Origin of the sequence: Polymorphobacter sp., assembly GCF_051860865.1 — a bacterium.
Taxonomy (GTDB): domain Bacteria; phylum Pseudomonadota; class Alphaproteobacteria; order Sphingomonadales; family Sphingomonadaceae; genus Sandarakinorhabdus.
This window is the reverse complement of record NZ_JBIMKZ010000041.1, coordinates 1-22,022: the sequence shown is the minus strand read 5'-3', so window position 1 is coordinate 22,022 and position 22,022 is coordinate 1. Positions and strand designations below refer to the sequence as shown.

18 protein-coding genes are annotated in these 22,022 nt (G+C 66.5%); 4 read left to right on the top strand and 14 right to left on the bottom strand.

Annotated features, from left to right (window positions below):
- Positions 1 to 118: 118 nt before the first annotated feature.
- Positions 119 to 1,486 (bottom strand): aromatic ring-hydroxylating dioxygenase subunit alpha, encoded by a 1,368-nt coding sequence (locus ACTIFJ_RS09150; RefSeq protein WP_439533798.1) that lies wholly within the window; start codon positions 1,484 to 1,486, stop codon positions 119 to 121.
- On the bottom strand, positions 1,473 to 2,015 hold the full coding sequence (locus ACTIFJ_RS09145; RefSeq protein ID WP_439533797.1) for a nuclear transport factor 2 family protein: 543 nt from the start codon (positions 2,013 to 2,015) through the stop codon (positions 1,473 to 1,475). Before ACTIFJ_RS09145 ends, ACTIFJ_RS09150 begins: the two co-directional genes overlap by 14 nt.
- Positions 2,016 to 2,113: 98 nt before the next feature.
- Between ACTIFJ_RS09145 and ACTIFJ_RS09140 the strand changes: the two genes are divergently transcribed.
- On the top strand, positions 2,114 to 2,605 hold the full coding sequence (locus ACTIFJ_RS09140; protein ID WP_439533796.1) for a nuclear transport factor 2 family protein: 492 nt from the start codon (positions 2,114 to 2,116) through the stop codon (positions 2,603 to 2,605).
- Here ACTIFJ_RS09140 and ACTIFJ_RS09135 read toward each other — a convergent pair.
- The 7 genes from ACTIFJ_RS09135 to ACTIFJ_RS09105 form a co-directional block, all read right to left on the bottom strand.
- Positions 2,602 to 3,234 (bottom strand): EthD domain-containing protein, encoded by a 633-nt coding sequence (locus ACTIFJ_RS09135; RefSeq protein ID WP_439533795.1) that lies wholly within the window; start codon positions 3,232 to 3,234, stop codon positions 2,602 to 2,604. The genes ACTIFJ_RS09140 and ACTIFJ_RS09135 overlap by 4 nt on opposite strands.
- Positions 3,234 to 6,017, bottom strand: a complete 2,784-nt coding sequence (locus tag ACTIFJ_RS09130) for a TonB-dependent receptor plug domain-containing protein (RefSeq protein ID WP_439533794.1) — start codon at positions 6,015 to 6,017, stop codon at positions 3,234 to 3,236. The genes ACTIFJ_RS09135 and ACTIFJ_RS09130 overlap by 1 nt, the downstream gene beginning before the upstream one ends.
- A 115-nt stretch (positions 6,018 to 6,132) precedes the next feature.
- Entirely contained in the window at positions 6,133 to 6,918 is a 786-nt protein-coding gene (locus ACTIFJ_RS09125) for an SDR family oxidoreductase (protein ID WP_439533805.1), read from the bottom strand.
- 2 nt (positions 6,919 to 6,920) lie between these two features.
- Positions 6,921 to 7,424 (bottom strand): carboxymuconolactone decarboxylase family protein, encoded by a 504-nt coding sequence (locus ACTIFJ_RS09120; protein ID WP_439533793.1) that lies wholly within the window; start codon positions 7,422 to 7,424, stop codon positions 6,921 to 6,923.
- A 13-nt stretch (positions 7,425 to 7,437) separates the two neighbouring features.
- Positions 7,438 to 8,241 carry an SDR family NAD(P)-dependent oxidoreductase gene (locus ACTIFJ_RS09115; RefSeq protein ID WP_439533792.1) on the bottom strand — a complete coding sequence of 268 codons (804 nt, stop codon included), beginning with the start codon at positions 8,239 to 8,241 and terminating at the stop codon, positions 7,438 to 7,440.
- Positions 8,238 to 9,233 (bottom strand): NAD(P)-dependent oxidoreductase, encoded by a 996-nt coding sequence (locus ACTIFJ_RS09110; RefSeq protein WP_439533791.1) that lies wholly within the window; start codon positions 9,231 to 9,233, stop codon positions 8,238 to 8,240. The genes ACTIFJ_RS09115 and ACTIFJ_RS09110 overlap by 4 nt, the downstream gene beginning before the upstream one ends.
- Positions 9,234 to 9,241: 8 nt before the next feature.
- Positions 9,242 to 10,096 (bottom strand): enoyl-CoA hydratase, encoded by an 855-nt coding sequence (locus tag ACTIFJ_RS09105; RefSeq protein ID WP_439533790.1) that lies wholly within the window; start codon positions 10,094 to 10,096, stop codon positions 9,242 to 9,244.
- Between the two features lie 114 nt (positions 10,097 to 10,210).
- On the opposite strand from ACTIFJ_RS09105, the gene ACTIFJ_RS09100 reads away from it, so the two are divergent.
- On the top strand, positions 10,211 to 11,590 hold the full coding sequence (locus ACTIFJ_RS09100; RefSeq protein WP_439533789.1) for an MFS transporter: 1,380 nt from the start codon (positions 10,211 to 10,213) through the stop codon (positions 11,588 to 11,590).
- Between the two features lie 276 nt (positions 11,591 to 11,866).
- Here the strand turns inward: ACTIFJ_RS09100 and ACTIFJ_RS09095 are convergent, their stop codons facing one another.
- Positions 11,867 to 12,730: a ThuA domain-containing protein gene (locus ACTIFJ_RS09095; protein WP_439533788.1), complete on the bottom strand. Its 864-nt coding sequence runs from the start codon at positions 12,728 to 12,730 to the stop codon at positions 11,867 to 11,869.
- A gap of 53 nt (positions 12,731 to 12,783) precedes the next feature.
- Between ACTIFJ_RS09095 and ACTIFJ_RS09090 the strand changes: the two genes are divergently transcribed.
- A complete protein-coding gene (locus tag ACTIFJ_RS09090) occupies positions 12,784 to 14,406 on the top strand; it encodes an FAD-dependent oxidoreductase (protein ID WP_439533787.1) in 1,623 nt (540 codons plus the stop codon).
- Positions 14,407 to 14,412: 6 nt separating this feature from the next.
- Here ACTIFJ_RS09090 and paoC (ACTIFJ_RS09085) read toward each other — a convergent pair whose 3' ends face one another.
- From paoC (ACTIFJ_RS09085) to paoA, 4 genes are read right to left on the bottom strand one after another with little or no spacing between them, the layout of a single operon-like run.
- Positions 14,413 to 16,608, bottom strand: a complete 2,196-nt coding sequence (paoC, locus tag ACTIFJ_RS09085) for an aldehyde oxidoreductase molybdenum-binding subunit PaoC (RefSeq protein WP_439533786.1) — start codon at positions 16,606 to 16,608, stop codon at positions 14,413 to 14,415.
- Positions 16,609 to 16,645: 37 nt separating this feature from the next.
- A complete protein-coding gene (paoC, locus tag ACTIFJ_RS09080; RefSeq protein WP_439533785.1) occupies positions 16,646 to 18,853 on the bottom strand; it encodes an aldehyde oxidoreductase molybdenum-binding subunit PaoC in 2,208 nt (735 codons plus the stop codon).
- Positions 18,850 to 19,803 (bottom strand): FAD binding domain-containing protein, encoded by a 954-nt coding sequence (locus tag ACTIFJ_RS09075; RefSeq protein WP_439533784.1) that lies wholly within the window; start codon positions 19,801 to 19,803, stop codon positions 18,850 to 18,852. The genes paoC (ACTIFJ_RS09080) and ACTIFJ_RS09075 overlap by 4 nt, the downstream gene beginning before the upstream one ends.
- Positions 19,800 to 20,450, bottom strand: coding sequence for an aldehyde dehydrogenase iron-sulfur subunit PaoA (gene paoA / locus ACTIFJ_RS09070; RefSeq protein WP_439533783.1), 651 nt, complete (start codon positions 20,448 to 20,450; stop codon positions 19,800 to 19,802). Before paoA ends, ACTIFJ_RS09075 begins: the two co-directional genes overlap by 4 nt.
- A gap of 258 nt (positions 20,451 to 20,708) precedes the next feature.
- Here paoA and ACTIFJ_RS09065 point away from each other — a divergent pair.
- The coding region (locus tag ACTIFJ_RS09065) for a CocE/NonD family hydrolase (protein WP_439533782.1) at positions 20,709 to 22,022 on the top strand (1,314 nt) is incomplete at its 3' end.

Below are 22,022 nucleotides of genomic sequence, written 5' to 3'. Positions count from 1 at the left end.
ACACCAGACGGTCCTGTAGGAACAACCAAATCATTGGGGTCTGGGGCCTGCGGCCCCAGCCGCCGGAGGCATTTTCTCTCACCGCCGGAGGCACACTGCGGCTGGATGCCGACACCGGCTAGGGCTTGGCGAGCCAGGCATCGAGCGTCTGGTGGAGATGCCGGATGCGTGATTCCTGATAGTTGCCGAGCGTTTCGCCGCGTTTCTTCGAGGCCTGGAAGCCGCGATACTGGCGGGCGAGATTGTCGGTGTCCTGATCGAAGGTGGCGCCGAGCCATGGTTCGAGGCCTTCGGCTTCGCCGTAGCTCTGGTCATGGGCGATGCGCACGGGGGCCGGTGTTTCGGGATGGTCTTCGCCGGGCTTCAGCGGGCGCAGGAACAGCAGGTCGAACATCGTCCGGCCCGGGTCCATCCCGATCGGCCGGAACCGGTAGACCATTGGCAGCGACACGCCGGGGAAGATGCACATGTTCGGGAACAGGTGATATTCGATCGAATCGAGCATCTCGCTGTCCGAGAAGGCGCTCAGGTCCATGCCCCATTTCTGGCCGAGGGTTTCGCGCCGCCAGTCGGCGGCGACCGACCGGGCCTTGCGGCCTTCCGGGACTGTGGTTCCGGCGGGCAGGTGCATCTTGTCGGCGATTTCCTGCTCGGTCTGCGGGTGCGGATAGTGCGGGCTGGGGATGCCATGGGTGTGGACGAAGCGCGAGACATGGTCGTCGAAGATGTCATATTGAGCGTTGGCGTCGCCGGCGAACGGCAGGTTCTGGGCGTGCGTCTCATAGACGTGATAGGCTTCGAGGAACGCCTCCTGCGCGGCTTTCCAGTTGGTGTTCAGTTCCTTCTGGACGTGCACGGTGACCGTACGGCGGGAGAGATCCCAGCCGGCCTGCATATGGTCGGGCAGCACGCCGAGGAAACTTTCGAGCGACTCCGCCTGTTCGTCCATGTTGATGAACACGAAGCCGCCCCAGATGCCGACCCGGGCCTCGGGCAGGCTGTATTCCTCGGTTTTTACATGGGGAAAATCCCAGCGGCATGGGATGGACTTGAGCGCGCCTTCGGTCGACCAGGTCCAGCCGTGGAAGGGGCAGCGCAGCTCGGGCGTCCAGCCGCTTTCGCCGGGGCGGCGCAGCTGGGTGCCGCGATGCAGACAGGCATTGTGGAAGGCGCGGATGCGATTGTCGTTGCCGCGCATGACGATCAGTGAATAGGGGCCGACTTCATAGGTGACGAAGTCGCCGGCCTCGCGCAGCTCCTCGACGCGGCAGACCCATTGCCAGACTTTGGGCCAGAGCTTCTTCATTTCGAGGTCGAAGAAGTCCTTGTCGTAATAGCGGGCGTACTCGATGTCGGCATCGCCGAGGAACTGCGGTGCTTCGGTGACCAGGGCTTCGGGCACCGGCTGGCCATCGGCGAGGATGATGTCTCGCGTGCTGGGGCCGGGGCACCGGTGCTGGCCGGGCTTCAGGTCATCTTGCTGCATCGGATAATCCCTTGTCGATCCTGGTGTCGCGCTGGCTGGCATCGTCGCCGCCACGGCCGCCGCGCAGGGCATTGGGGGTCCGCTGCAGCCAGTCGTCGGCGGCGGCATCGGTCCGTGTCCAGTCAACCAGCTCGCTGCGATGGACGATCGCCCAAGCGCCGTCGCGGCGCGCATAGCGGTCGATATAGCGTCCCGAGATCTGAAGGTCCTGCGGGGCATCATCGGCCATGCGGCGGTGCCAGGCGTGGAAATAGACCTCGCCGCTGGCCTCGTCGCCCTGGATGCTGATCAGTGACTGGCCGATCATGTGCCAGGTCGATGGATAGCGCGCGAGCAGGGCCTGGGCGAAATCGACGAAATCCTCGGCGGTGCCGACATAGAAGCCATAGTCGACGGTCGCACCGGGGTGGAAGGCGCTCTTCTGCACGGCAGCGTCGAGCCGGTCCTGGCCGCGCATGTAGCGTGCCGAGCAATCGAGGATTGCCATCCGGTCGGCCAGCTCGGCCAGCGTCGGTGTTGGAACTGCCATCGCCGCCGCTCCCCAAATCGGCGATCATTGCGATCTGCCTTGGCCTGCCCTAGCATGAAACGAGGACATGTAGGAATTTTAGGGAAAGGTAGCACGCGTTGTCAACCTTGCAGACGGTCATCGACCGCATCGACATCGGCGATTTGATGGTGCGTTATGCCCGTGCCGTCGATCGCTGCGATGCTGCCCTGTTCGCTTCGGTCTGGGCACCGGACGCGCTGGTCGATTATGGCGATGGCGATACCGCCGCGATGGCGTGGAGCGATGGGCTTGTCGGCCGGCTGCGCGGAATGGACCGCACCCAGCATCTGATCTCGAACAGCCTTGTGTCGCTGGACGGGGACAGCGCCCGCGCCGAGACGATGTGCACCGCCTATCATCGTTTCACCGAGGCCGGCGTGGCGCTGCGCATGCTGGTCGGCGGCCGCTATCTGGACCGGCTGGTGCGGACCGGCGATGGCTGGCGCATCGCCCACCGCCGCTATGTCATGGACTGGAACGAGACCGAGCCTTCGACCATGCAGACCGACGGCCGCTTTGCGCGGTTCACCACCCTTGGGTCCCGGAGCCCCGACGATCCGTCCTGCTAGCGGGGGCGCGTTTGCGGGATCGGCCGCCAGTCGGCCGGCGGCACCGGATCGCCGGGCCAGAACACCACGCGCTCCTCGGCGAGGAGACCGAGCGCGCCGCGGCCGCGCGCCGACCAGGCGGCTTCGAAGGCGCCACGGTCCGCCCACCAGCTGGTCTGGACATGGTGGATATCGTCATGCGGCGCCAGCAGGCGCTGGCGGGCGCCGCGTACGGGCGCGCCGGCCAACCCGGGATCATCGGCTTCCAGCAGCAGGATCGCCTTGAGCAGGCCGACGCAATCCTGCCGGGCCGCGCCCTCGCCCTGCTCTTCCTCCAGCCGCAGCGAGCGATAGCCGATCGTCTGCATGAACTGCGGCTCGTCGTGGAACACGCCGTCCGCATGTGCCGGATGGCCGCGCATCGACTGAAATACCGCCTCGTCGGCAAACCAGAGTTCCGGCACGCCGTCGGCGGCGATGCGCAGGCCGGGGGCAGGGATGTCCAGCCGGTGGTTTTGGACATAGCCGGCCATCAGCCCGGCCTCGGCCAGCCGCAGCGCCAGCCCGCGATGGATGGTCCGCCAGTGCAGCCGAAACGAATCCAGCGGCAGGTCTCCCCGCCGCTGGATCAGTCCCATGACCTTGAGCATCAGAAGCGGAAGCGCAACCCGCCGCGATAGGTGCGGCCGACGCCGTCATAGATCAGCAGGTTGGTACCCGACGCCTGGCCGATCTGGGTGTCCTGCGAGACCATCACCGGCGGCGATGTGTTGAGCACATTGTCCGCTGCGAAGAAGATCGACGTCGAGCCGCCGAACAGCTTCAGATCATAGGAGATGAAGGCATCGAGATAGAGGATCGCCGGCACATCGTTGATGTTCTGGTCGTTGGGGCCGAAATCGACCTCCATCTTCGACTTGCCGATGAACCGGCCCTTGAGCTGGAACACCACCGGGTCCATCGCATAGGTGACGGTGGCCAATGCCCGGACGCGGGGAACGCCCTGCGAGACACCGAGGTTGTTGCCCGATTCACCGGCGCGGGTGACGATGCCGGTCGGATTGACGATCTCGAGCTTGCTGACATAGTTGACCAGGCCGCGCAGATCGAGGGTGCCGGGGCCGACGTTGCTGCGATAGCCGACTTCAATGTCGAGACCGCGGGCATTTTCCTGGCGGGCATTGAAGGGGATCACCCGCACCGCCGACAGTGCGCCCGATCCATCCCGCGTGATGGCGGAGCAGAACACCGTGTTGCCGGCCGCGCATTGATTGACGATGACCTGCGAGGAATTGACGGCGATCGCATCCTGGATCTTGATGTCATAGTAATCGACCGAGGCCGACAAGCCGGTCAGGAAGCTCGGCCGCACGATCACACCGGCGGTCAGCGAGTCGGCCCGCTCGGGAGTCAGATTTCGGTTGCCGCTGGTCGTCTGGATGACGGTGGCCGGGGCGTTGTTGCGGGTCGGGTCGGTGAGGAACTGCACCAGCGTCGTGCCGGTGGCGAACAGGTCGCTCAGATAGGGCGCCCGGATGTCGCGGGACCGGGTGGCCCGGAACTCGATATCGCGGATCGGCGCCCAGTTGCCGCCGACTTTCCATGTGGTGACGCTGCCGCTGGTCGAATAGTCGGTGATACGCGCCGCGCCGTTGAGGTCGAGCTTGCCGATGCCACCGCCCTCGGCCGAAATCGGCACGAGAAGCTCGCCAAAGGCTTCCTTCACCGAGATTTCACCGGTGTAGGGGAGCTGGTTGGCGACATACCAGATGCCGGCCTGGCCATTGGCGTCCGAGAAGACGTAGCCGCCGCTGTCCTTGCGATATTCGGCACCCACGGCCAGTGTGACGGCGCCGGCCGGCAGCGAGAACAGGTCGCCCTGCGCGTTGACTTCGACCACATGCTGGGTCAGCCGGATTCTCGCTTCCGAGGTGCCGGACACATAGGCCTTCTGCGCATCGGTCGCCGCCCGGTTGCCGAACGGATTATAAGGCACGCAGCCATTGGTCGGGTTGGTCAACGTCGACCGGCAGACGACGCCGTTCGGCGAATTGACCGCATCGAAGCTGTTGAGAATGCGCGACGGGATCAGGTTGTTGATCCCGTAGTTGTCGATGCTGGTGCGACCATATTGATAGGACGCGCCCCACCGCCAGTTGCCGACGGTGCCGGTGAAGCCGGCGAGGCCGCGCAACAGCGAGCGGTCGTTGAGTCCCGAAGGCCAGCCGAGCGCCGTGTTGATGTGGGACAGGTTGAAGCTGGTGATGCCGGCGGTGACCATGCGGTCGCGCACGCTGGTCGGCAGAAAGGCATTGTCGATCTGGATCTGCTCGTTGTTGATGCGCCAGAAATAACCCGAGTTCGTCCGCGTCCGCGAGCTGCCATAGGAGCCTTCGGCAAAGAAGCTGATGTTGTCGCTCAGCTCAAAATCGGTGCGGGCATAGACGGAGCCCTGCGCCACCGGAGTGAGCGTCTGCTGCACGTCGAGAGTCATGTCATAATTTTGCGTGCCACCCGACTGCAAGTTGCCGCTTTCGACCTGGCCGAACTGGAAGTTGGTGGTGGCGACACCGCCGGCGGCATTGAAAGCCGTGCCGCGCAGAGGGCCGGAAATGATCAAGCCCTCGGCCGTGCCATTGACAGTCGAGTTGGGCAGGATGAGCCGGGTCGGCACGCCGCCAGGAGTCGGGTTGAGCAGGAACTTGTTGCCGGCATACCAGTCGCGGTTGCGCAGCAGCGCCTCGCTCTGCTTCGAATAATTGGCGCTGAACACGAAGTGGCCGCGGCCGCCGGCATAGCTCTGGCCCCAGCTGATATCGGCCGTGATCGATTCCGCGTCGCCGGCGTCGGCGATGCCGGCCTGGATCTGGCCCTTCAGCCCGGTGAACTTGGTATCGAGAACAAAATTGACCACGCCCGACACGGCGTCCGAGCCCCAGGCGGCGGAAGCGCCGCCGGTGACGACGTCGACGCGCTGGACGAGCGCCTGCGGGAGGGTGTTGACATCGACCGCGCCGGTCACCGTCGACGGCGTCACGCGGCGGCCGTTCAGCAGGACGAGCGTGCGGTTGGGGCCGAGGTTGCGAAGGTTGAGCAAATTGGCGCCGGCGGTGCCGCCGCCAATGGTGGAGGCCGACGAGCGGGGTGAGTTGGAGCCGCCGAGGGCGGGAAGCTGGTTGACGAAATCGGCGATCGTCGTCGGTGCGGCCTGCTGGATTTCGGCGGCGGTAATGACGCTGACCGGGGTCGGGGCATCATAGCCGTTGCGAACGATGCGCGAGCCGGTGACGGTGATGGCACCTTCATCGGCGGCGAGGTCGGTGGCGGCCGTTTCCGGTCCGGCAGTAACTGGTGTGGTCTGCGCCACGGCAGCCGAAGCCGCGATCAATGCACTCGTGGTGCACAGCATTACCCGAACCGAACGTGCCTTCACATTACCCTCCCTTTGTCGGACACAATGCCCAGCCGTCCGCCTGGTGACGTTAACGACGCAAAACTGATACAGTGACTAACTTCGCCGTACAATAGCTCGAATACGCGTAATCGTTTTATTTTTGCAACAGTGGCACGACGCCTTTGGTCACGGAGGCGCCATTGTCGATGACGATCGACTGGCCGTTGATCCATCGCGCGTCGTCGGAGGCCAGGAACAGCACCGCCCCGGCGACATCATCGGGCACGCCGCGGGCGTTGGCGGCGCCGGGCACGATCTCGATCAACCCTGCCGCCGCGCCCGCCGCTCGCCGCTTCTCGGGGATCGAGGCGACCATGGGCGTCGTCATGCCGCTCGGCAGCACGGCATTGCAGCGCACCGGCATGGATTTTTGCGCGCAATAGACCGAGACCATCCGGCTATAGGCGTCGATGGCGCCCTTGGCGGCTGTGTAGGACGCGTTATTCGGCTCGCCCTGGACTGCCGCGATCGAGGACAGGTTGACGATCGACCCGCCGCCGGCGCGGACCATGGCGGCAATCGCATATTTGCAGCCCCACACCACGCCATCGAGGCTGACGCCGAGCACCGCCCGGTAGCTGGCTTCGTCGATGCTCTCCGGGGTGTCGAGCTCGACGATCCCGGCGTTGTTGACGAGGACGTCAAGCCGGCCTTCGCGCGCCTCGACTTCGGCGACCAGCGCCTGCCAGCCGGGCTGATCCCGCACATCATGATGGACGAACCGCGCCGAGGCGCCGATCGACGCCGCAACCTCGGCGCCGGCGGGCGACACGTCGGTGAGGATGACACGGGCACCCTCGGCTGCCAGCCGTCGGGCGATTGCCTCGCCCAGCCCGGCCGCGCCGCCGGTGACAATCGCCACCTTGCCGGCAAAACGCATGGTCACGCCGCCTTGGCCGACGCCGAGGGCTTCAGCCGGATCGGGCAGCTGCGCTCGAGATCGAGCACGGCATTGATCCGCCCCAGCCCGAGCCATTTGGCGCAGCCGGCGGCGAGGTCGACGATCTCGCCATCGTCGAAGGCACCGTGCATTTCGGCCCAGAAATCCTCGTCGAACGCTTCGACACCGGCGGCAAAGCGCTCGGCGAAGCGGATGGCCAGCGTTTCGCGTACCGAATATTGCCCGTCCGGGGCATCGACGCCGGCATAAAAGCTCTCGCTCAGCCCGTGCGCGTCCATGTCGTCCATCCGTGCCTCGGTGCAGGGGATGCAGCGGTTGATATGGGCAATTCGGGTCCGTGCCGCCTCCTGCTCGCGGACGGTCAGCGTCGAGGTATTCTGCACGGCGGCGCTGAAGGCATCGGCGGCGGCGCCCATCTCGGGCCGCAGCCGCCACATCCGCTCGCGGTCCTCGCCAGCGCCTTCGGGAAGGGTGATATTCGCCATGTCCGTTCTCCTCTCAAGGGGCAGGCCTGGGCTTGCCCGTCGCCGCAATCACTGCGGCATCGACCTCGGCGCGCGACGGGTTGCCGCGCAGCGTCAGCCCGCCATTGACCTGCAAATTCTGGCCGGTCATGAAACAGTCGTCGTCGGCCAGCCAGACCACGGCGGCCGCGATATCGTCGACCGTGCCGAGCCGGCCGAGCGGATATTTGGCGCGATAGGCCTCGAACACGCCGGGGACCGCGCCGGCGCCCTCGGTCATCGGTGTTTCGGTCAGCCCGGGGGACACCGAATTGGCGCGGATCCGCCGGGGTCCGCCGGCCAGCGCGATGCAGCGGATGATATGGTCCATGCCCGCCTTGGTCCCCATATAGGGCGCATGGTCATCGAGCATGATCGTCGCGGTCGCCGAGCTGATCTGGATCAGCGAGCCGCCGTCGCGGACCAGCGGCAGCAGCGCCTGAAAGAACAGGAACGGCCCGATAAACTGCAGGTCGACGATCGCCCGCAGCTGCGCCTCGGTGACATCCTCGAACCGCCCGCGCAGGCCGTGGCCGGTGGCGTTGACGACGATATCGACACCGCCGGCCTCGGCGCGCAGCCGCGCGGCCAGCGCATCGATGTCTTCCTTGCGGGTGATGTCGGAGGTCGCCGCCCAGCCGCCGATCTCGGCGGCCAGGGCTTCGAGGGGCGCCAGCGTTCGCCCCGCCACCATGACCCGGGCACCGACGCCGGCCAGCCGTCGGGCGATCGCCTGGCCCATGTTGCCTTGCCCGGCGGCGCCGATCACCAGCGCGATCTTGCCGTCCAGCCGGGTCATGCGAAGTCCCTCGCCGAAAGTTCGTGGAGCAGCGGCGCGCCGCCGACATAGCGCCGGACATTCTCGACCAGCAGCGCGTCGGTCCGTGCGATCAGGCCGGAGCCGATCGCCGAGGTATGGGCGGTCAGCGTGACGCGCGGGTGGCGCCATTGCCAGGCCCCGGCCGGCAGCGGCTCGATCCGAGTCACATCGAGCACGGCATGGCCGGGGGTGCTGGAATCGAGCGCTGCCGCCAGCGCCGGCTCGTCGAGCAGCTGTCCGCGTCCGACGTTGATGAACAAGGCGTCCTTCTTCATGCCGGCGAAGAAAGGCGCGCCGAAACTGCCGTCGTTGGTTGCGGTCAGCGGCACCGACAGCACCACCACATCGGCCTCCGCCAGCGCCTCGGCCATGGTATCGGGCGTCACCATCGCATCGGTATCGGCGTCGCTGCCGCCGGAGCGCCGGACACCGGTGATGTGCGCGCCGAGCGCGCGGGCGCGGACCGCCACTTCGCGGCCGATCTCGCCATAACCGACGAGCAGCCAGCGGCTCCCGGCCACTTCGCGGAACGGAAAAGCCTGCCAGCGCTCGGCGACCTGGGCGGCGCGCCGCTCCGGGCCGCGCTGGAAATGATCGAGCACGGCGGCGAGCACATATTCGCCGATCGCTGCGGCCGGCGCCTTGCTCATCGACAGCCGCACGCCCTTGTCGAACAGTTTGCGGAAGGCGGGATGGTCGAAGCCGGCGCGGCCGCTCTGCATCCATTGCAGGTTCGGATTGCCCAGCATCAGCGCCAGGAACGCCTCGTCCTGCCCGCGCGGGAACAGCTCAGGGCCGAACCAGGAGGTCGGCGGCAGCGGCGCGCCGGGGGGCAGCGGTTCGCCATGATGGGTGACGCGGTCGTCATGCTCGAGGATATAGGGGTCGACGGCCAGCCCGGCGGCGTCCAGCGCGCCGCGCACCCGCTCCCAGCCATCGGCCGAGACCAGCATGGCCAAGGGGCTAGTCATGATCCCCGCTATTCATTGTCTTTCCCTGCGATGTCGCGTGCCGTGACGCCGCCGATGGCGCTGCCGCTGGTCATCATGTTCTGGGCATGGGCGAGGTGATGCATATGGAACACGGCATCCATCGTCGCCCGCTTGCCGGCGAGATCTTCCTGCAGGTTGAAGGCCTGCTTGGCGAGCATCACCCCCATGCGCGGCAGTGCGGCGATGCGCTGCGCCACGGCCTGAGCGGTTGCCTCCAGCTCGGCGCGCGGCACCACGCGGTTGACCATCCCGAGCGCATGGGCACGTTCCGCCGACATGTTCTCGCCGAGGAACAGGAATTCGCGCGCTACCCGCGGATGCATTTCGAAGGCATGGGCGAAATATTCGACGCCGGGGACGCCCATCCTTAGCACCGGATCGCAGAACCAGGCGTCGTCGCTGGCGATGATCAGGTCGCACACCCAAGCCAGCATCAGCCCGCCGGCGATGCAGGCGCCCTGGACGGCGGCGACGGCGGGCTTCGGCGCGGCCCGCCAGCGCCGGCACATCCCCAGATACAGCTCCTGCTCGCGGACATAGGCGGCCTCGGCGCCCGGCCGCCCGGCATGGTCCGGCCACAGGGTGACGCGGCGGGGGGCCGTTTCCTCGGCGTCGCGGCCGGGCGTGCCGATGTCATGGCCGCTGGAGAAATGCTTGCCCGCACCCGCCAGCACGATGGCGCCGACCGCATCATCGGCATTGGCGCGGGCGAAGGCGTCATCAAGCGCATAAAGCAGCTGACCATTCTGGGCGTTGCCATAGAGCGGGCGGTTCAGCGTGATCCGGGCCACGCCGTCGAGCGTCTGATAGCCAATCGGCTCATCGGTTTCATAGCTCGCCATCTGCATTCATCCAAAAAACGCCCAAAAAGCGCAACGTGTTTTCGTATTTGCTTTTGCCGGCAAAGCGACTAGCCTGCAACAACAATATAACGCGTGTTTGTTTGTGGAGGGGTCATGTCTGTCATCGCGCCGACAGGAGTGCCGATTGCCGGCGCTCCCGCGCCCGACGCTGCGCCGCTCGCCGCGCTGCTGCCGGCGGAGGGCGCGTGGCGTGCTGTCGCCGTGCTGACGTTGCTGTACTGGTTCGGCACGCTTGATCGCCAGATCGCGGCGCTGCTGATTCCGGTCATCAAGGCCGATCTGGCGCTGACCGATCTCCAGATTTCGTTGATCCAGGGCCTCGCCTTCGGGCTGTTCTTCATGCTGTTCAGCCCGCTGATGGGCTGGCTTGTCGACCGCTACAGCCGCCGCCTGATCCTGTTCTGCGGCGTCATCGGCTGGAGCCTTTCAGCCGTCGCCTCGGGACTGACCCGCAGCTTCGCCGGGCTGTTCACCGCCCGCGCCGGCGTCGGCGGCTGCGAGGCCTCGATCAACCCCACCGCCTATGCGATGCTCAGCGAACTGTTCCCGCCGAACAAGCTGTCGCTGCCGATGTCGCTGTTCGTGCTCGGCGGCAATCTCGGCAGCGGCATGTCGTTCGTGCTCGGCGGCGCTGTCATCGCCTGGGTCGCGGCCTCGCCGCCGATCACCCTGCCATGGGTCGGCACGCTGGCCGGCTGGCAGTTTGCGTTCGTCATCACCGGGCTGCCGGGGCTATTCCTGGCGCCGCTGCTATTTCTCATCCCGGAATCGCGCGCCCATCAGAACCGCCGTGACCTTGGCACCGTGGCCAGCAGTTTTTCGGATCTTTACCAGCATTACAAGCGCTTCCCCTTCTTCTACTTTGCCCATGGCGTCGGCTTTGCGTTGATCATGGCATTTGTCGTCGGCCTGCAGTCCTGGAACGCCACCTTCCTGTCGCGTATCCATGGCTGGGAAATTTCCGAGATCGGCTACTGGATGGGGCTGTCGCAGATCGGCGTCGCCCTGCTAGGCCTCGCCGTCCATGGCTGGGCCGTGGACCGGCTGTTCGCCTCGGGCCGCCGCGACGCGCACCTGACCTATTTCGCTGTGATGTGCGCGCTGGCTCTGCCATGCGCTATCGCCGCCTATCTCGTGGACAGCGGCACGATGATGCTGGTGCTCTACAACCTCGCCTATTTTTTCCTAATGTCGTTCGCCAGCATCGGCCCGGCCTCATTGCAGATCAGCACGCCAGCCACCCTGCGCGGCAAGGCCTCGTCCATCTACATGGTCGGCGTCTCGATCATCGGCACCGTCCTCGGCCCGATCATCGTCGCGACCTTCACCGACAAGTTGTTCGGCGACGAGCAGATGCTCGGCCACTCGATGGCGCTGTTCGCCGGCCTGACCACCGGCCTCGCCGGCACGCTGTTCTTCCTCGGGCGGCCGGCCATGCGTCGGGCGATTACGGCGCAGTTGCCGCCGGTTTAGGGGCGGGCAGGAGCCTCCGGCGGTAAGGGAGAGTGCCTTCGGCGGTAAGCAAATGTGCCTCCGGCGGCTGGGGCCGCAGGCCCCAGACCCCATGAATGGAGTTGGTGATGCGGCGAGATCGGCCGTCGATATAGGAAACAACAAATCTGGGGGTCTGGGGCCTGCGGCCCCAGCCGCCAGAGGCATATCGTGCTCGCCGGAGGTGCACTTGGGCTGAATGTCGCCCCTAAGCCTTCAGACGCGGGCGCTCATTCAGAGGTTCAGGGGCGAACCCCTTCAAGGGGTCTGGGGGCTCAGCCCCCAGCCGCCGGAGGCCCCTTGACCCTTCCGCGCCCAAGCCAGCGCTTCATCGGACGCCACCCAGCGTACGGCATTTTCCACGAGCCGGCGATATTCGGGCTGGGCGAAGGTTGTCGCGTCGTCGCCGGGCTGGAGGTAGACGAGCGGGCTGGCGAGTGCGCGTTTTGCCCAGCCGATCAGGGTCGATGCGGGCGGATGCGCCCAGCCGTCATTGTCGTCGCGGCGGCCGGCGATGGCGCGTGCGGACGACCAGAAGTTGTGGGCGACAAAGTCGTGCTGGGCGCGCAGCAGCGGGATGACATCGTCCTCGAAGATTTCGGCCAGATAGAGCTCGTCGGTCAGCGTGAGGCCGTGTTCGAGGCCGGCGGTTACCGGATGCCCGGGGGTGACGGCTTCGGCGCGGTAGCTGACCTTGTGGCGATAGCCGGAATCGAGGCGCGGCTGGCCGCGCACGGTCCGGGGGGCATAGAGGAAGCGCCCGCCGAGCCACTCGCCATATTCGTCCCAATCCGGCCAGCCGGCGAGGGCATGGTGCAGCGCCAGGACGCCCTTGCCGGAGCGTAGCAGTGCTTCCAGGCCCGTCTTGGTCCGCGCATCCGGCGGGACGGCCAAGACTGGTGCTTTGGCGCTGAAATCGAGGCCCGGCATGTCGTAGAGCACCAGCGCGTCGAAGCCGGCCATGGCGTCGGGGTTCATCAGAAGGCCGGCGGCGGGCTGGTCGACCATTGTCGCCGCCACGCCCGGCATGGCCGCGAACAGCGCGTCGAGCGCGCGCCGGTCAAAAGCATGGCCGCGCACGGCGACCAGCAGCTTTAGCGACGCGTGATAATCAATCCGCATTGCGCGCTCCGATCAAAAATATATCATGTGCTAGTTTTAGCCGGGAAGTCAAAATGGAATATGATGTGATCGTTCTCGGCACGGGTGCTGCCGGGATGACCGCCGCCCTCGCCGCGCATGAGGCCGGCGCGTCCGTGGCGATTTTCGAAAAGGCCGACAAGGTCGGCGGCACCAGCGCCTGGTCGGGCGGGCAGGTGTGGATCCCCGGCAATCCGCACATGGCCGAGGTCGGCATTGCCGACACGCGCGAGCGGGCGATCGGGTACATAATGTCGCTCTCCCATGATCTCATCGATCGGGCGCTGATCGAGGCCTATGTCGATGCCGGTCCCGAGATGGTCCGGATGCTGGAGGCGCGGACGCCGGTGCAATTCTATGCCGTGGAGGGCATGCCCGATTATCACCCGGAATTCGCCGGCGGCAACCCGATGGGCGGCCGCACCATCGAATGCCCGATCTACGCCTTCGACGATCTCGGCGACTGGGCGGACCGGGTGACGCCGTCCCCCTATTATCCCAACCCGCACATCACCATGAGCGAGACGCCGCTCGGCCGCGCGGTCCCCCGGCCGCCGAGCGCCGTGGAGGTCGAGCGTCGGCGGGAGCACAATGAGCGCGGCTGCGGGCAGGCGCTGATCGGCCGGTTGCTGCGCGGGCTGCTCGACCGTGGCATCGAGCCGGTGACTTCGGCTGCCGCCACCGGGCTGCTGGTGGAGGATGGCGCGGTCGCCGGTGTGCACATTGAACAGGATGGCGAGACGCGCATTGTCCGTGCACGGCAGGGCGTGATCCTCGCCTGTGGCGGCTTCGAATGGGACAAGGCCCTGATCCGCGCCTTCCTGCGCGGCCCGATGACCCATCCGGTTTCGGTGCCGACCAACACCGGCGACGGGCTGCGCATGGCGATGAAGGCCGGCGCCATGCTCGGCAACATGCGCGAGGCCTGGTGGGTGCCAGTGGCCGATGTGCCCAGGGCCGAGAACGAGATGGAGCGGATGATGATCGCCGGCCAGCGCACGCTGCCGCGCTCGATCATGGTCAATCGCAAGGGCCGGCGTTTCACCAACGAGGCGGCCAATTACAATGCTTTCGGCGCCGCTTTTCACGAGATGGACGTGGCCTCGTTCAGCTATGCCAATCTGCCATGCTGGCTGGTGTTCGACCAGGGCTATGTCGACCGGTTCGGCTTCGGCCGCTGGGCGCCGCCGGGGACGGTGCCGGACTGGGTGATGCGCGCGTCGACGCTGACGGCGCTGGCGGCGCGGCTGGGCATCCCCGAGGGTGCGCTTAGCGAGACCGTGCAGCGCTGGAACGGGCTGGTCGCGGCTGGTGCCGATAGCGATTTCAGCCGGGGCGAGAGTGCCTTTGATTGCTGGTGGGGCGATCCCAATGCCAAGGGCACGCGGCAGGCGACGCTGGGGCCGCTCGAGCAGGGGCCGTTCTATGCGCTGTCGGTCAACAGCGGCGCGCTGGGTACCAAGGGCGGGCCGCAGGTGGATCGCAACGGCCAGGTCGTCACCGTTGATGGCCAGCCGCTGCAGGGCCTTTATGCGGCCGGCAATGTGATGGCGTCGCCGTTCGGCATGACCTATGGCGGCCCCGGTGGCACGCTCGGCCCGGCGATGGTGTTCGGCTATCTGGCCGGCCAGCACGCGGCGCGGCGCCGCAACGCCTGATCGGTCTCAGACGATTGCCGGCATCCGGTCCAGATATTTGTCGAGGGTAATCGGATAGTCGCGCACCCGGACGCCGGTGGCGTGGTAGATGGCGTTGGCCACGGCCGCGCCGACGCCGGAGATGCCGAGCTCGCCGACGCCCTTGGCCTTCATCGGCGAGGCGATCGGGTCGAGCTCGTCGAGGAAGATCACCTCCTGGTGAGGGATGTCGGCGTGAACCGGCACTTCATAGCCGGCCATGTCGTGGTTGACGAAGAAGCCGAAGCGCTGGTCGACGGCGAGTTCCTCCATCAGCGCCGCGCCGACGCCCATGGTCATCCCGCCGATGATCTGGCTGCGCGCTGTCTTGGGGTTGAGGATGCGCCCGGCGGCGCAGACCGCCAGCATCCGCCGCACCCGCACTTCGCCGGTCCAGCGATCGACAGCGACCTCGCAATAATGGGCGCCGAAGGTCTGCTGGGCATAGCTCTTGGCCAGGCCGGCAAATTCGATCCGGTCCTCCCCGACCAGCTCGCCGTCGCGCGCCGCCTCGGCCAGTTTTGCGCGCCGGTTGCCGGACCTGACCTGGCCGTTGCTGAAATCGACATCGGTAGTGTTGAAGCCGAGCTTCTGTGCCACCGCCTCGCGCAGCTTGACGCAGGCCGCATAGACGCCGGAGGTGGAGGAGGCGGCGCCGAACTGCCCGCCCGAGCCGGCGCTGACCGGAAACAGCGAATCCCCGAGGCGCACGGTGACGCGGTCGAGCGGCACTCCCATCATCTCGGCCGCGGTCTGGCCGATGATCGTGTAGCTGCCGGTGCCGATGTCGGTCATGTCGGTCTCCACCGTCACCATGCCTTTGGCATCGAGGCGGACGCGGGCGGCAGACGCGATTGTCGGGGCGCCGCGGATTGCCGCCGCCATGCCGATGCCGACCAGCCAGTCGCCATCACGCATCGAGGCCGGGCGCGGGTTGCGCTTGCTCCAGCCGAAGCGCGTCGCGCCGGTTTCCAGACAGCGGACGAACTGGCGGATCGAGAAGGGCCGGGCAGGGTTCTCGGGGTCGACCTGGGTGTCGTTGAGGATGCGGAACGCCACCGGGTCCATGCCCAGTTTTTCGGCCATCTCGTCCATGGCGATCTCCAGCGCCATCATCCCCGGTGCTTCGCCGGGAGCTCGCATGGCATTGCCCTCGGGCAGGTCGAGCAGCGCCAGCTTGTTGGCGATCCGCCGGTTCGGCGCCGCATAGAGCAGCTTGGACTGATAGGCGGCGGTCTCGGTGCTGCCGCCCGGCAGATTGCCGGACCAGCTTTCGTGCGAAATGCCGGTCAGCCGGCCGTCCTTGCCTGCCGCCAGCCGAATGCGCTGGATCGTCGAGGGGCGGTGCGTGGTGTTGTTGGGGATCATCGGCCGGGCCAGCGTCACCTTGACCGGCCGGCCGGCTGCGCGTGCGCCCAGCGCCGCCAGCACCGCGTCCGCCGCGGTCGAGGACTTGCCGCCGAAGCCGCCGCCGATGAAGGATGACACCATCCGGATATTGTCGGCAGGGATTTTCAGGATGCCGGCAAGGTCGCGTCGGGCCCAGCTGATGATCTGCTGCGCCGTCCACAGCGTCATCCGGTCACCTTCCCACATGGCGATTGTCGCATGCGGCTCCATCATCGCATGGCTCTGATGCGGGGTGGTGTAGGTCTCGTCGAGCATCACCTCGGCGGCGGCAAGGGCCGCATCGACATCGCCGTAACTGGAGTCGGCCGGCCAGCGCGGCGTCACGGCGGTGTCGCGGACGGCGGCGAGGTCATATTGGCCCTTGGTGCGGGCATAATCGATCCGTACCAGCCCGGCGGCGTGGCGGGCCTGTTCGAACGTCTCGGCCACGACGACGGCGACGGCCTGGTGGTAATGCTCGATCTCCGGCCCGGCGAGCGGTCGCGCCTTCAGGAAGCCGCCCGGCCCCAAGGCCCCGGCATTCTCGTGCGTCACCACCGCCAGCACGCCGGGGGCACCGCGCGCATCGCTGTGGTCTATCGACACGATCCGTCCCTTGGCGATCGCCGAGCCGATGATCACCCCATAGGCCTGGTTCGCCGCGACGCCGTGCAGCTCATAGGCATAGGGTGCCGTGCCGGTGGTTTTCAGCGGCCCGTCGATCCGGTCCGTGGCCTTGCCGATCACGCGCTGACGGTCGATCGGGTTTTCACCTGCCGGGGTATCGAACTTCATCGGTCAGCGCCTTCTGGTGGGAGTCAGCTCGTCATCGTCACGCCACCTTCGGCAGCCGGTTCAAGTGCTTGTCGAGGGTGATCGGATAGTCACGCACGCGAACGCCACTGGCATTGTAAACGGCATTGGCCACGGCCGCCGCCACGCCGCAGATGCCCAACTCGCCGACACCCTTGGCCTTGACCGGACTGGCCATTGCATCGGCCTCGTCGAGGAACACCACCTCCTGGTGGGGAATGTCGGCATGCACGGCCACTTCATAGCTGGCGAGATCATGGTTGACGAAGAAGCCAAACCGCTTGTCTACGGCCATTTCCTCGGACAGCGCCGCGCCGACGCCCATGGTCATCGCCCCGATCACCTGGCTGCGCGCCGTCTTCGGGTTGATGATCCGCCCCGCCGCGCACACCGCCAGCATGCGCCGGACCCGGATCTCGCCCGTCCAGCCATGGACGGCGGCCTCGACGAAATGCGCGCCGAAGGTCGAGAGATGGACGCTTTCCGAGAAGTCGCCATATTCGATGGCGTCCTCGCCGCTCAGCGCCCCGTCTCGCGCCGCGTCGGCCAGCGGCACGCGGCGGTTGCCGGCCACCACATTGCCGTCGTCGAAGCGGGCGTCGACGGCATTGAACCCCAGCGTCTGCGCCACCGCCTCGCGCAGCTTGACACAGGCCGCATAGACGCCGGCCGTCACATTGGCGGCGCCAAACTGGCCGCCCGAGCCCGCCGAGACCGGGAAGCGCGAGTCGGCGAGCCTGACTGCCACCCGGTCGAGCGGCAGCCCCATCATTTCGGCGGCGGTCTGCGCGATAATCGTGTAGCTGCCGGTGCCGATGTCGGTCATGTCGGTTTCCACGATCAGCGATCCGTTGCGTTCGAGCCGCACCCGCGCTGCCGACTTCATCGTCGGGCTGCCACGATAGGCCGCCGCCATGCCCATCCCAATCAGCCAGTCGCCGTCCTGCTGTTGTGCCGGCTTCGGATTGCGCGCCTTCCAACCGAACCGTTCGGCGCCGTCGCGCAGGCACTTGACCAGTTGCCGCTCCGAGAAGCGCTTGTCCGGATTGGCGGGATCGACCTGGGTGTCGTTGACGATGCGGAACTCGACCGGGTCCATTCCCAGCTTCTCGGCCATTTCGTCCATGGCGATTTCCAGCGCCATCATGCCCGGCGCCTCGCCCGGCGCGCGCATCGAATTGCCCTCGGGCAGGTCGAGCACCGCCAGCCGCTCGGAGACAAGCCGGTTGGCGCCAGCATAGAGCAGCTTGGATTGCGCCGTCGCCGTCTCCGGCCCGCCGCCTTTGAGGTTGCCGGACAGATTCTCATGCGCAATCGCGGTCAGCCGGCCATCGCGGCCCGCGGCCAGACGGATGCGCTGCACGGTCGCGTGGCGATGCACGGTGTTGTTCATCGTCTGGGGCCGCGAGATCGCCACCTTCACCTGCCGTCCCGCTGCCCGGGCGCCCAGCGCCGCCAGCAGGATGTCGGCGCGGATCCACAGCTTCCCGCCGAAGCCGCCGCCGATATAGGGCGACAGGATGCGGATATTCTCGGCCGGCATCTGCAGGGTCTTGGCGAGATCGCGGACCGCCCAGGCGATCATCTGGTTGGAGGTCCAGACCGTCAGCCGGTCGCCCTCCCAGGCCGCCATCGAGGCGTGCGGCTCCATCATCTGGTGGCTCTGGTCGGGGGTCGTGTACTGGGCATCGAGCGTGACCGGGCCGGCCGCGAACGCCGCTTCGAAGTCACCGGTCCGAGTCTCCTTGCCCGGCTTGCCCTCTTCGTCGACCAGCGGCGCCGATCCGGATTGTGCCTCGAGATCGTACTGGCCAGCGGTGCGTTCATAGTCAACGCGGACCAGCTGCGCCGCATGGCGGGCCTGTTCAAAGCTTTCGGCCACCACCAGGGCAATCGCCTGATGATAATGCTGGATTTCCGGCCCGGCCAGCAGCCGCGCCGTATTGCTCTGGGACAAGCCTAGCGGACCGGCATTCTCTGCAGTCACCACGGCCAGCACGCCGGGGGCGGCGCGTGCGTCGCTGACGTCTAGGCGCCTGATCCGCCCCTTGGCGATGGCACTGCCAACGACATGGCCATAGGCCTGGTTCGGCAGCACATCGTGATGCTCATAGGCATAGGGCGCGCGACCGCTGGTCTTCAGCGGGCCCTCGGTGCGCGATACCGGCTTGCCGACGATGCGCATCTGGTCGATCGGGTTGGTCCCGGCGGGTCCATCGAACTTCATGATGCGCGCCCCTTCGACAGGGCCGCGCCGATGGCGCGCTCGGTGAGCAGCAGCTTGAATTCATTGTCCTTGGTCGGCTTGGCGCCGGCCAGCAGCGCTGCCGCCACGGCCTTCTCGCCGTTCGGCAGCGCTGCATCGCCGGCCGCGTTGCGCCACGGTTTGGGCGCGATGCCGCCGATGGCCACCCGGCCGCTGCCGTCGCGCTGGATGACCGCCGCTACGGAGACTAGGGCGAAGGCATAGGAGGCCCGGTCCCGCACCTTCTGGTAAACATGGGTGCCGCCCAGCGGCTTGGGCAGTGTTACCGCGGTGATAAGTTCGCCCGGCGCCAATACCGTCTCGACATGAGGGGTTTTGCCGGGCAGCACATGGAAATCCTCGATGCCGATGGTGCGCGTCTTGGCCGCCGCGTCCACGGTCTCGATCCGTGCATCGAGAACCCGCATCGCCACCGCCATGTCGCCGGGATAGGTGGCGATGCAGGCCTCGCTGGTGCCGATGATGGCCAGCTGGCGGCTATAGCCGCCGAGCGCGGCGCAGCCGGAGCCGGGCCGCCGTTTGTTGCAGGCCTGATTGGTGTCGTAGAAATAGGGGCACCGCGTCCTCTGCAGCAGATTGCCCGCCGTCGACGCCTTGTTGCGCAGCTGCCCGGAGGCGCCGGCGACAATGGCGCGCGAGATCACCCCATAGTCGCGGCGGATGCGGGCGTCGCTGGCCAGTGCGGTATTGCTGACCAGCGCACCGATCCGCAGCCCACCGTCATCGGTCGGTTCGATCCGGTCGAGGTCAAGCCCGCCGATATCGACGAGATGCGCCGGCGCCTCGATCTCCAGCTTCATCAGGTCGAGCAAATTGGTGCCGCCGGCGATGAACCGTGCGCCCGGCCGGCCGGCGACCGCTGCTGCTGCGGCTGCCGGCGTCGCGGCGCGCTCATAGCTGAAAGGCTTCATGCTGTGGCTCCCGTGCGCAGGCCGGCGACATCGCCGATCGCCTCGACGATGTTCGAATAGGCCCCGCAGCGGCAGATGTTGCCGCTCATCCGCTCGCGCACTTCGTCGACGGTCAGCGCCGTGCGTGCCGTCAGGTCCTTCGTCACATGGCTCGGCACCCCGGCCTTGATCTCGGCCAGCACCGCCACCGCCGAGCAGATCTGCCCCGGCGTGCAATAACCGCACTGATAGCCATCACGCTCTACGAACGCCGCCTGCATCGGGTGCAGATCGTCGGGGGTGCCGAGACCCTCGATCGTCGTCACCTTGTCGCCCTCGTGCATCACCGCCAGGCTCAGGCATGAATTGATCCGCTGGCCATCGACGATTACCGTGCAGGCACCGCACTGGCCATGGTCGCAGCCCTTCTTCGATCCGGTCAGCTTAAGATGTTCGCGCAGGGCATCGAGCAGCGTCGTGCGGGTATCCAGCTCCAGCGTCCGTGGCGTGCCGTTTACTTCGAACGACACTTTCATCATCGTCGGCTGCGGCTGCGGCCGGACGGTTTGGGCGCTGGCGCCAGTGGAAACGGATGTCAGTGCCGCGCCAGCGACGCCGCCCGCCAATATTCCGCGCCGGGAGACGGCAACATTTACGGAACTGCTCATCTGGACTGTCCTTTCCTTGCGCCCGCGAACGTCATCATCGACATCCTTCGTCAGCGACACCACCCCTCAACGCTCGCAACCGCAGCATGTTCCTGCAGGCAAGTTTCAGCTTACTTCATCCCCGCCACCAGCGGCACAACGGAATTGTCCGCAGCGTGGCGAATTGCTGCTCGTCAGCCGTCTTGTGACCCCGAAATTTCGTTTAACTTTGCGACGATGCGCATTATGCTATGACATATAATAATCTGGGGAGGCGATATGCGTGATCTTGGTCCTTGGTGTGATGCCCTGCCCGCATCGACATCGGTTCTTCGGCAACGGCGCATGACAGAGGAAAATGCACGTTCAGGGCGTTCCCTGGGCACACTGTTGCTGCTGGTCGCGATGACGGCGGCCGGGAATGCGCCGTCCGTGGCGAAATCCTCCAGCCCGGGCGTTTACGAGGGTCATTCGTCGAAATTATATTCCGAACGCGTCCGGACCTCCCGTTTCGTGACGGTTCGCGACGGTACCCGGCTCGCGGTCGACATTTACAGGCCGAGTCGTGACGGTGTTGCCGTCGAGACGCGTCATCCGGTGATCTGGGCGATGACCCCGTATCGCCGTGGCTTCCTCAAGGATGGACAGGTGGCGCTGAGCGGCGGCCTGCAGCGCTGGGACGTCCGCGAGCTGACCGATTATGGCTATGTCGTCGTCATCGCCGATGCGCGCGGCAAGGGCGCTTCATTCGGCAGCCGGCGCGGCATGACCGACACCAGCGAAGGGGTGGACGGCTATGACCTGACCGAGTGGCTGGCCGTGCAGCCATGGTCGACGGGCAAGATCGGCATGACCGGATGCTCCTATGTCGGCGGCACGCAATGGGCGACGCTGACCCAGACGCCGCCGAGCCTGACCGCGATCTTTCCGGGGGCGGCGACCTTCAGCCGCTATGACTTCGTCTCCCGTGGCGGGATGACCGCCCAATATCACACGCGCCCGGAACAGCCCGATATCGATGATGGCGAAGGCACGCTGCCGGTCGATGAGGACAAGGACGGCAGGCTGCTGGCTGAGGCGCGGCAAGGCCACAAGTTCAACACCCCGATGGCCGAGATCTGGAAGGCGATTCCGTTCCGCGACGACTGGTCGCCGCTGATGAAGAGCCGCTATTGGGAGGAGATCAGTGTCAGCACCTTCCGCAACAGGATCGAGCAGAGTGGCGTGGCGATTTATGGCTGGTCGAGCTGGCAGGATGAATTCAGCGGCGACCAGTTCTTGCACAAGGCGAACCTGCGCAACCCGATGAAAGTGTTGATGCTGGGCGGCGAGCATTGTGCGGTCGACGGCTTCGACATGGCGGCCGAGCAGCACCGCTTTTTCGATTACTGGCTCAAGGGCATCGACAATGGCATCATGGCCGAGCCGCCGATCCATTATTTCACCTATAATGCACCGACGGGTCGGGAATGGCGCAGTGCCAAGGCGTGGCCGCTGCCGCAGATGCGTTATCGGTCCTATTATCTGGCGAGCGACATTGTGCAGGGCAAGGCAACGCCGGGGACGGTGGGGTTGAGCGAAACGCTTCCGACT

Coding starts and splice junctions, on each gene's coding strand:
- ACTIFJ_RS09090 (WP_439533787.1), top strand. CDS start 12,784: ATGGAATATGATGTGATCGTTCTCGGCACGGGTGCTGCCGGGATGACC.
- ACTIFJ_RS09095 (WP_439533788.1), bottom strand. CDS start 12,730: ATGCGGATTGATTATCACGCGTCGCTAAAGCTGCTGGTCGCCGTGCGC.
- paoC (WP_439533785.1), bottom strand. CDS start 18,853: ATGAAGTTCGATGGACCCGCCGGGACCAACCCGATCGACCAGATGCGC.
- paoA (WP_439533783.1), bottom strand. CDS start 20,450: ATGAGCAGTTCCGTAAATGTTGCCGTCTCCCGGCGCGGAATATTGGCG.
- ACTIFJ_RS09125 (WP_439533805.1), bottom strand. CDS start 6,918: ATGCGTTTTGCCGGCAAGGTGGCGATTGTCACCGGCGGCGCGGCCGGG.
- paoC (WP_439533786.1), bottom strand. CDS start 16,608: ATGAAGTTCGATACCCCGGCAGGTGAAAACCCGATCGACCGTCAGCGC.
- ACTIFJ_RS09110 (WP_439533791.1), bottom strand. CDS start 9,233: ATGACTAGCCCCTTGGCCATGCTGGTCTCGGCCGATGGCTGGGAGCGG.
- ACTIFJ_RS09115 (WP_439533792.1), bottom strand. CDS start 8,241: ATGACCCGGCTGGACGGCAAGATCGCGCTGGTGATCGGCGCCGCCGGG.
- ACTIFJ_RS09150 (WP_439533798.1), bottom strand. CDS start 1,486: ATGCAGCAAGATGACCTGAAGCCCGGCCAGCACCGGTGCCCCGGCCCC.
- ACTIFJ_RS09105 (WP_439533790.1), bottom strand. CDS start 10,096: ATGGCGAGCTATGAAACCGATGAGCCGATTGGCTATCAGACGCTCGAC.
- ACTIFJ_RS09120 (WP_439533793.1), bottom strand. CDS start 7,424: ATGGCGAATATCACCCTTCCCGAAGGCGCTGGCGAGGACCGCGAGCGG.
- ACTIFJ_RS09145 (WP_439533797.1), bottom strand. CDS start 2,015: ATGGCAGTTCCAACACCGACGCTGGCCGAGCTGGCCGACCGGATGGCA.
- ACTIFJ_RS09075 (WP_439533784.1), bottom strand. CDS start 19,803: ATGAAGCCTTTCAGCTATGAGCGCGCCGCGACGCCGGCAGCCGCAGCA.
- ACTIFJ_RS09100 (WP_439533789.1), top strand. CDS start 10,211: ATGTCTGTCATCGCGCCGACAGGAGTGCCGATTGCCGGCGCTCCCGCG.
- ACTIFJ_RS09135 (WP_439533795.1), bottom strand. CDS start 3,234: ATGCTCAAGGTCATGGGACTGATCCAGCGGCGGGGAGACCTGCCGCTG.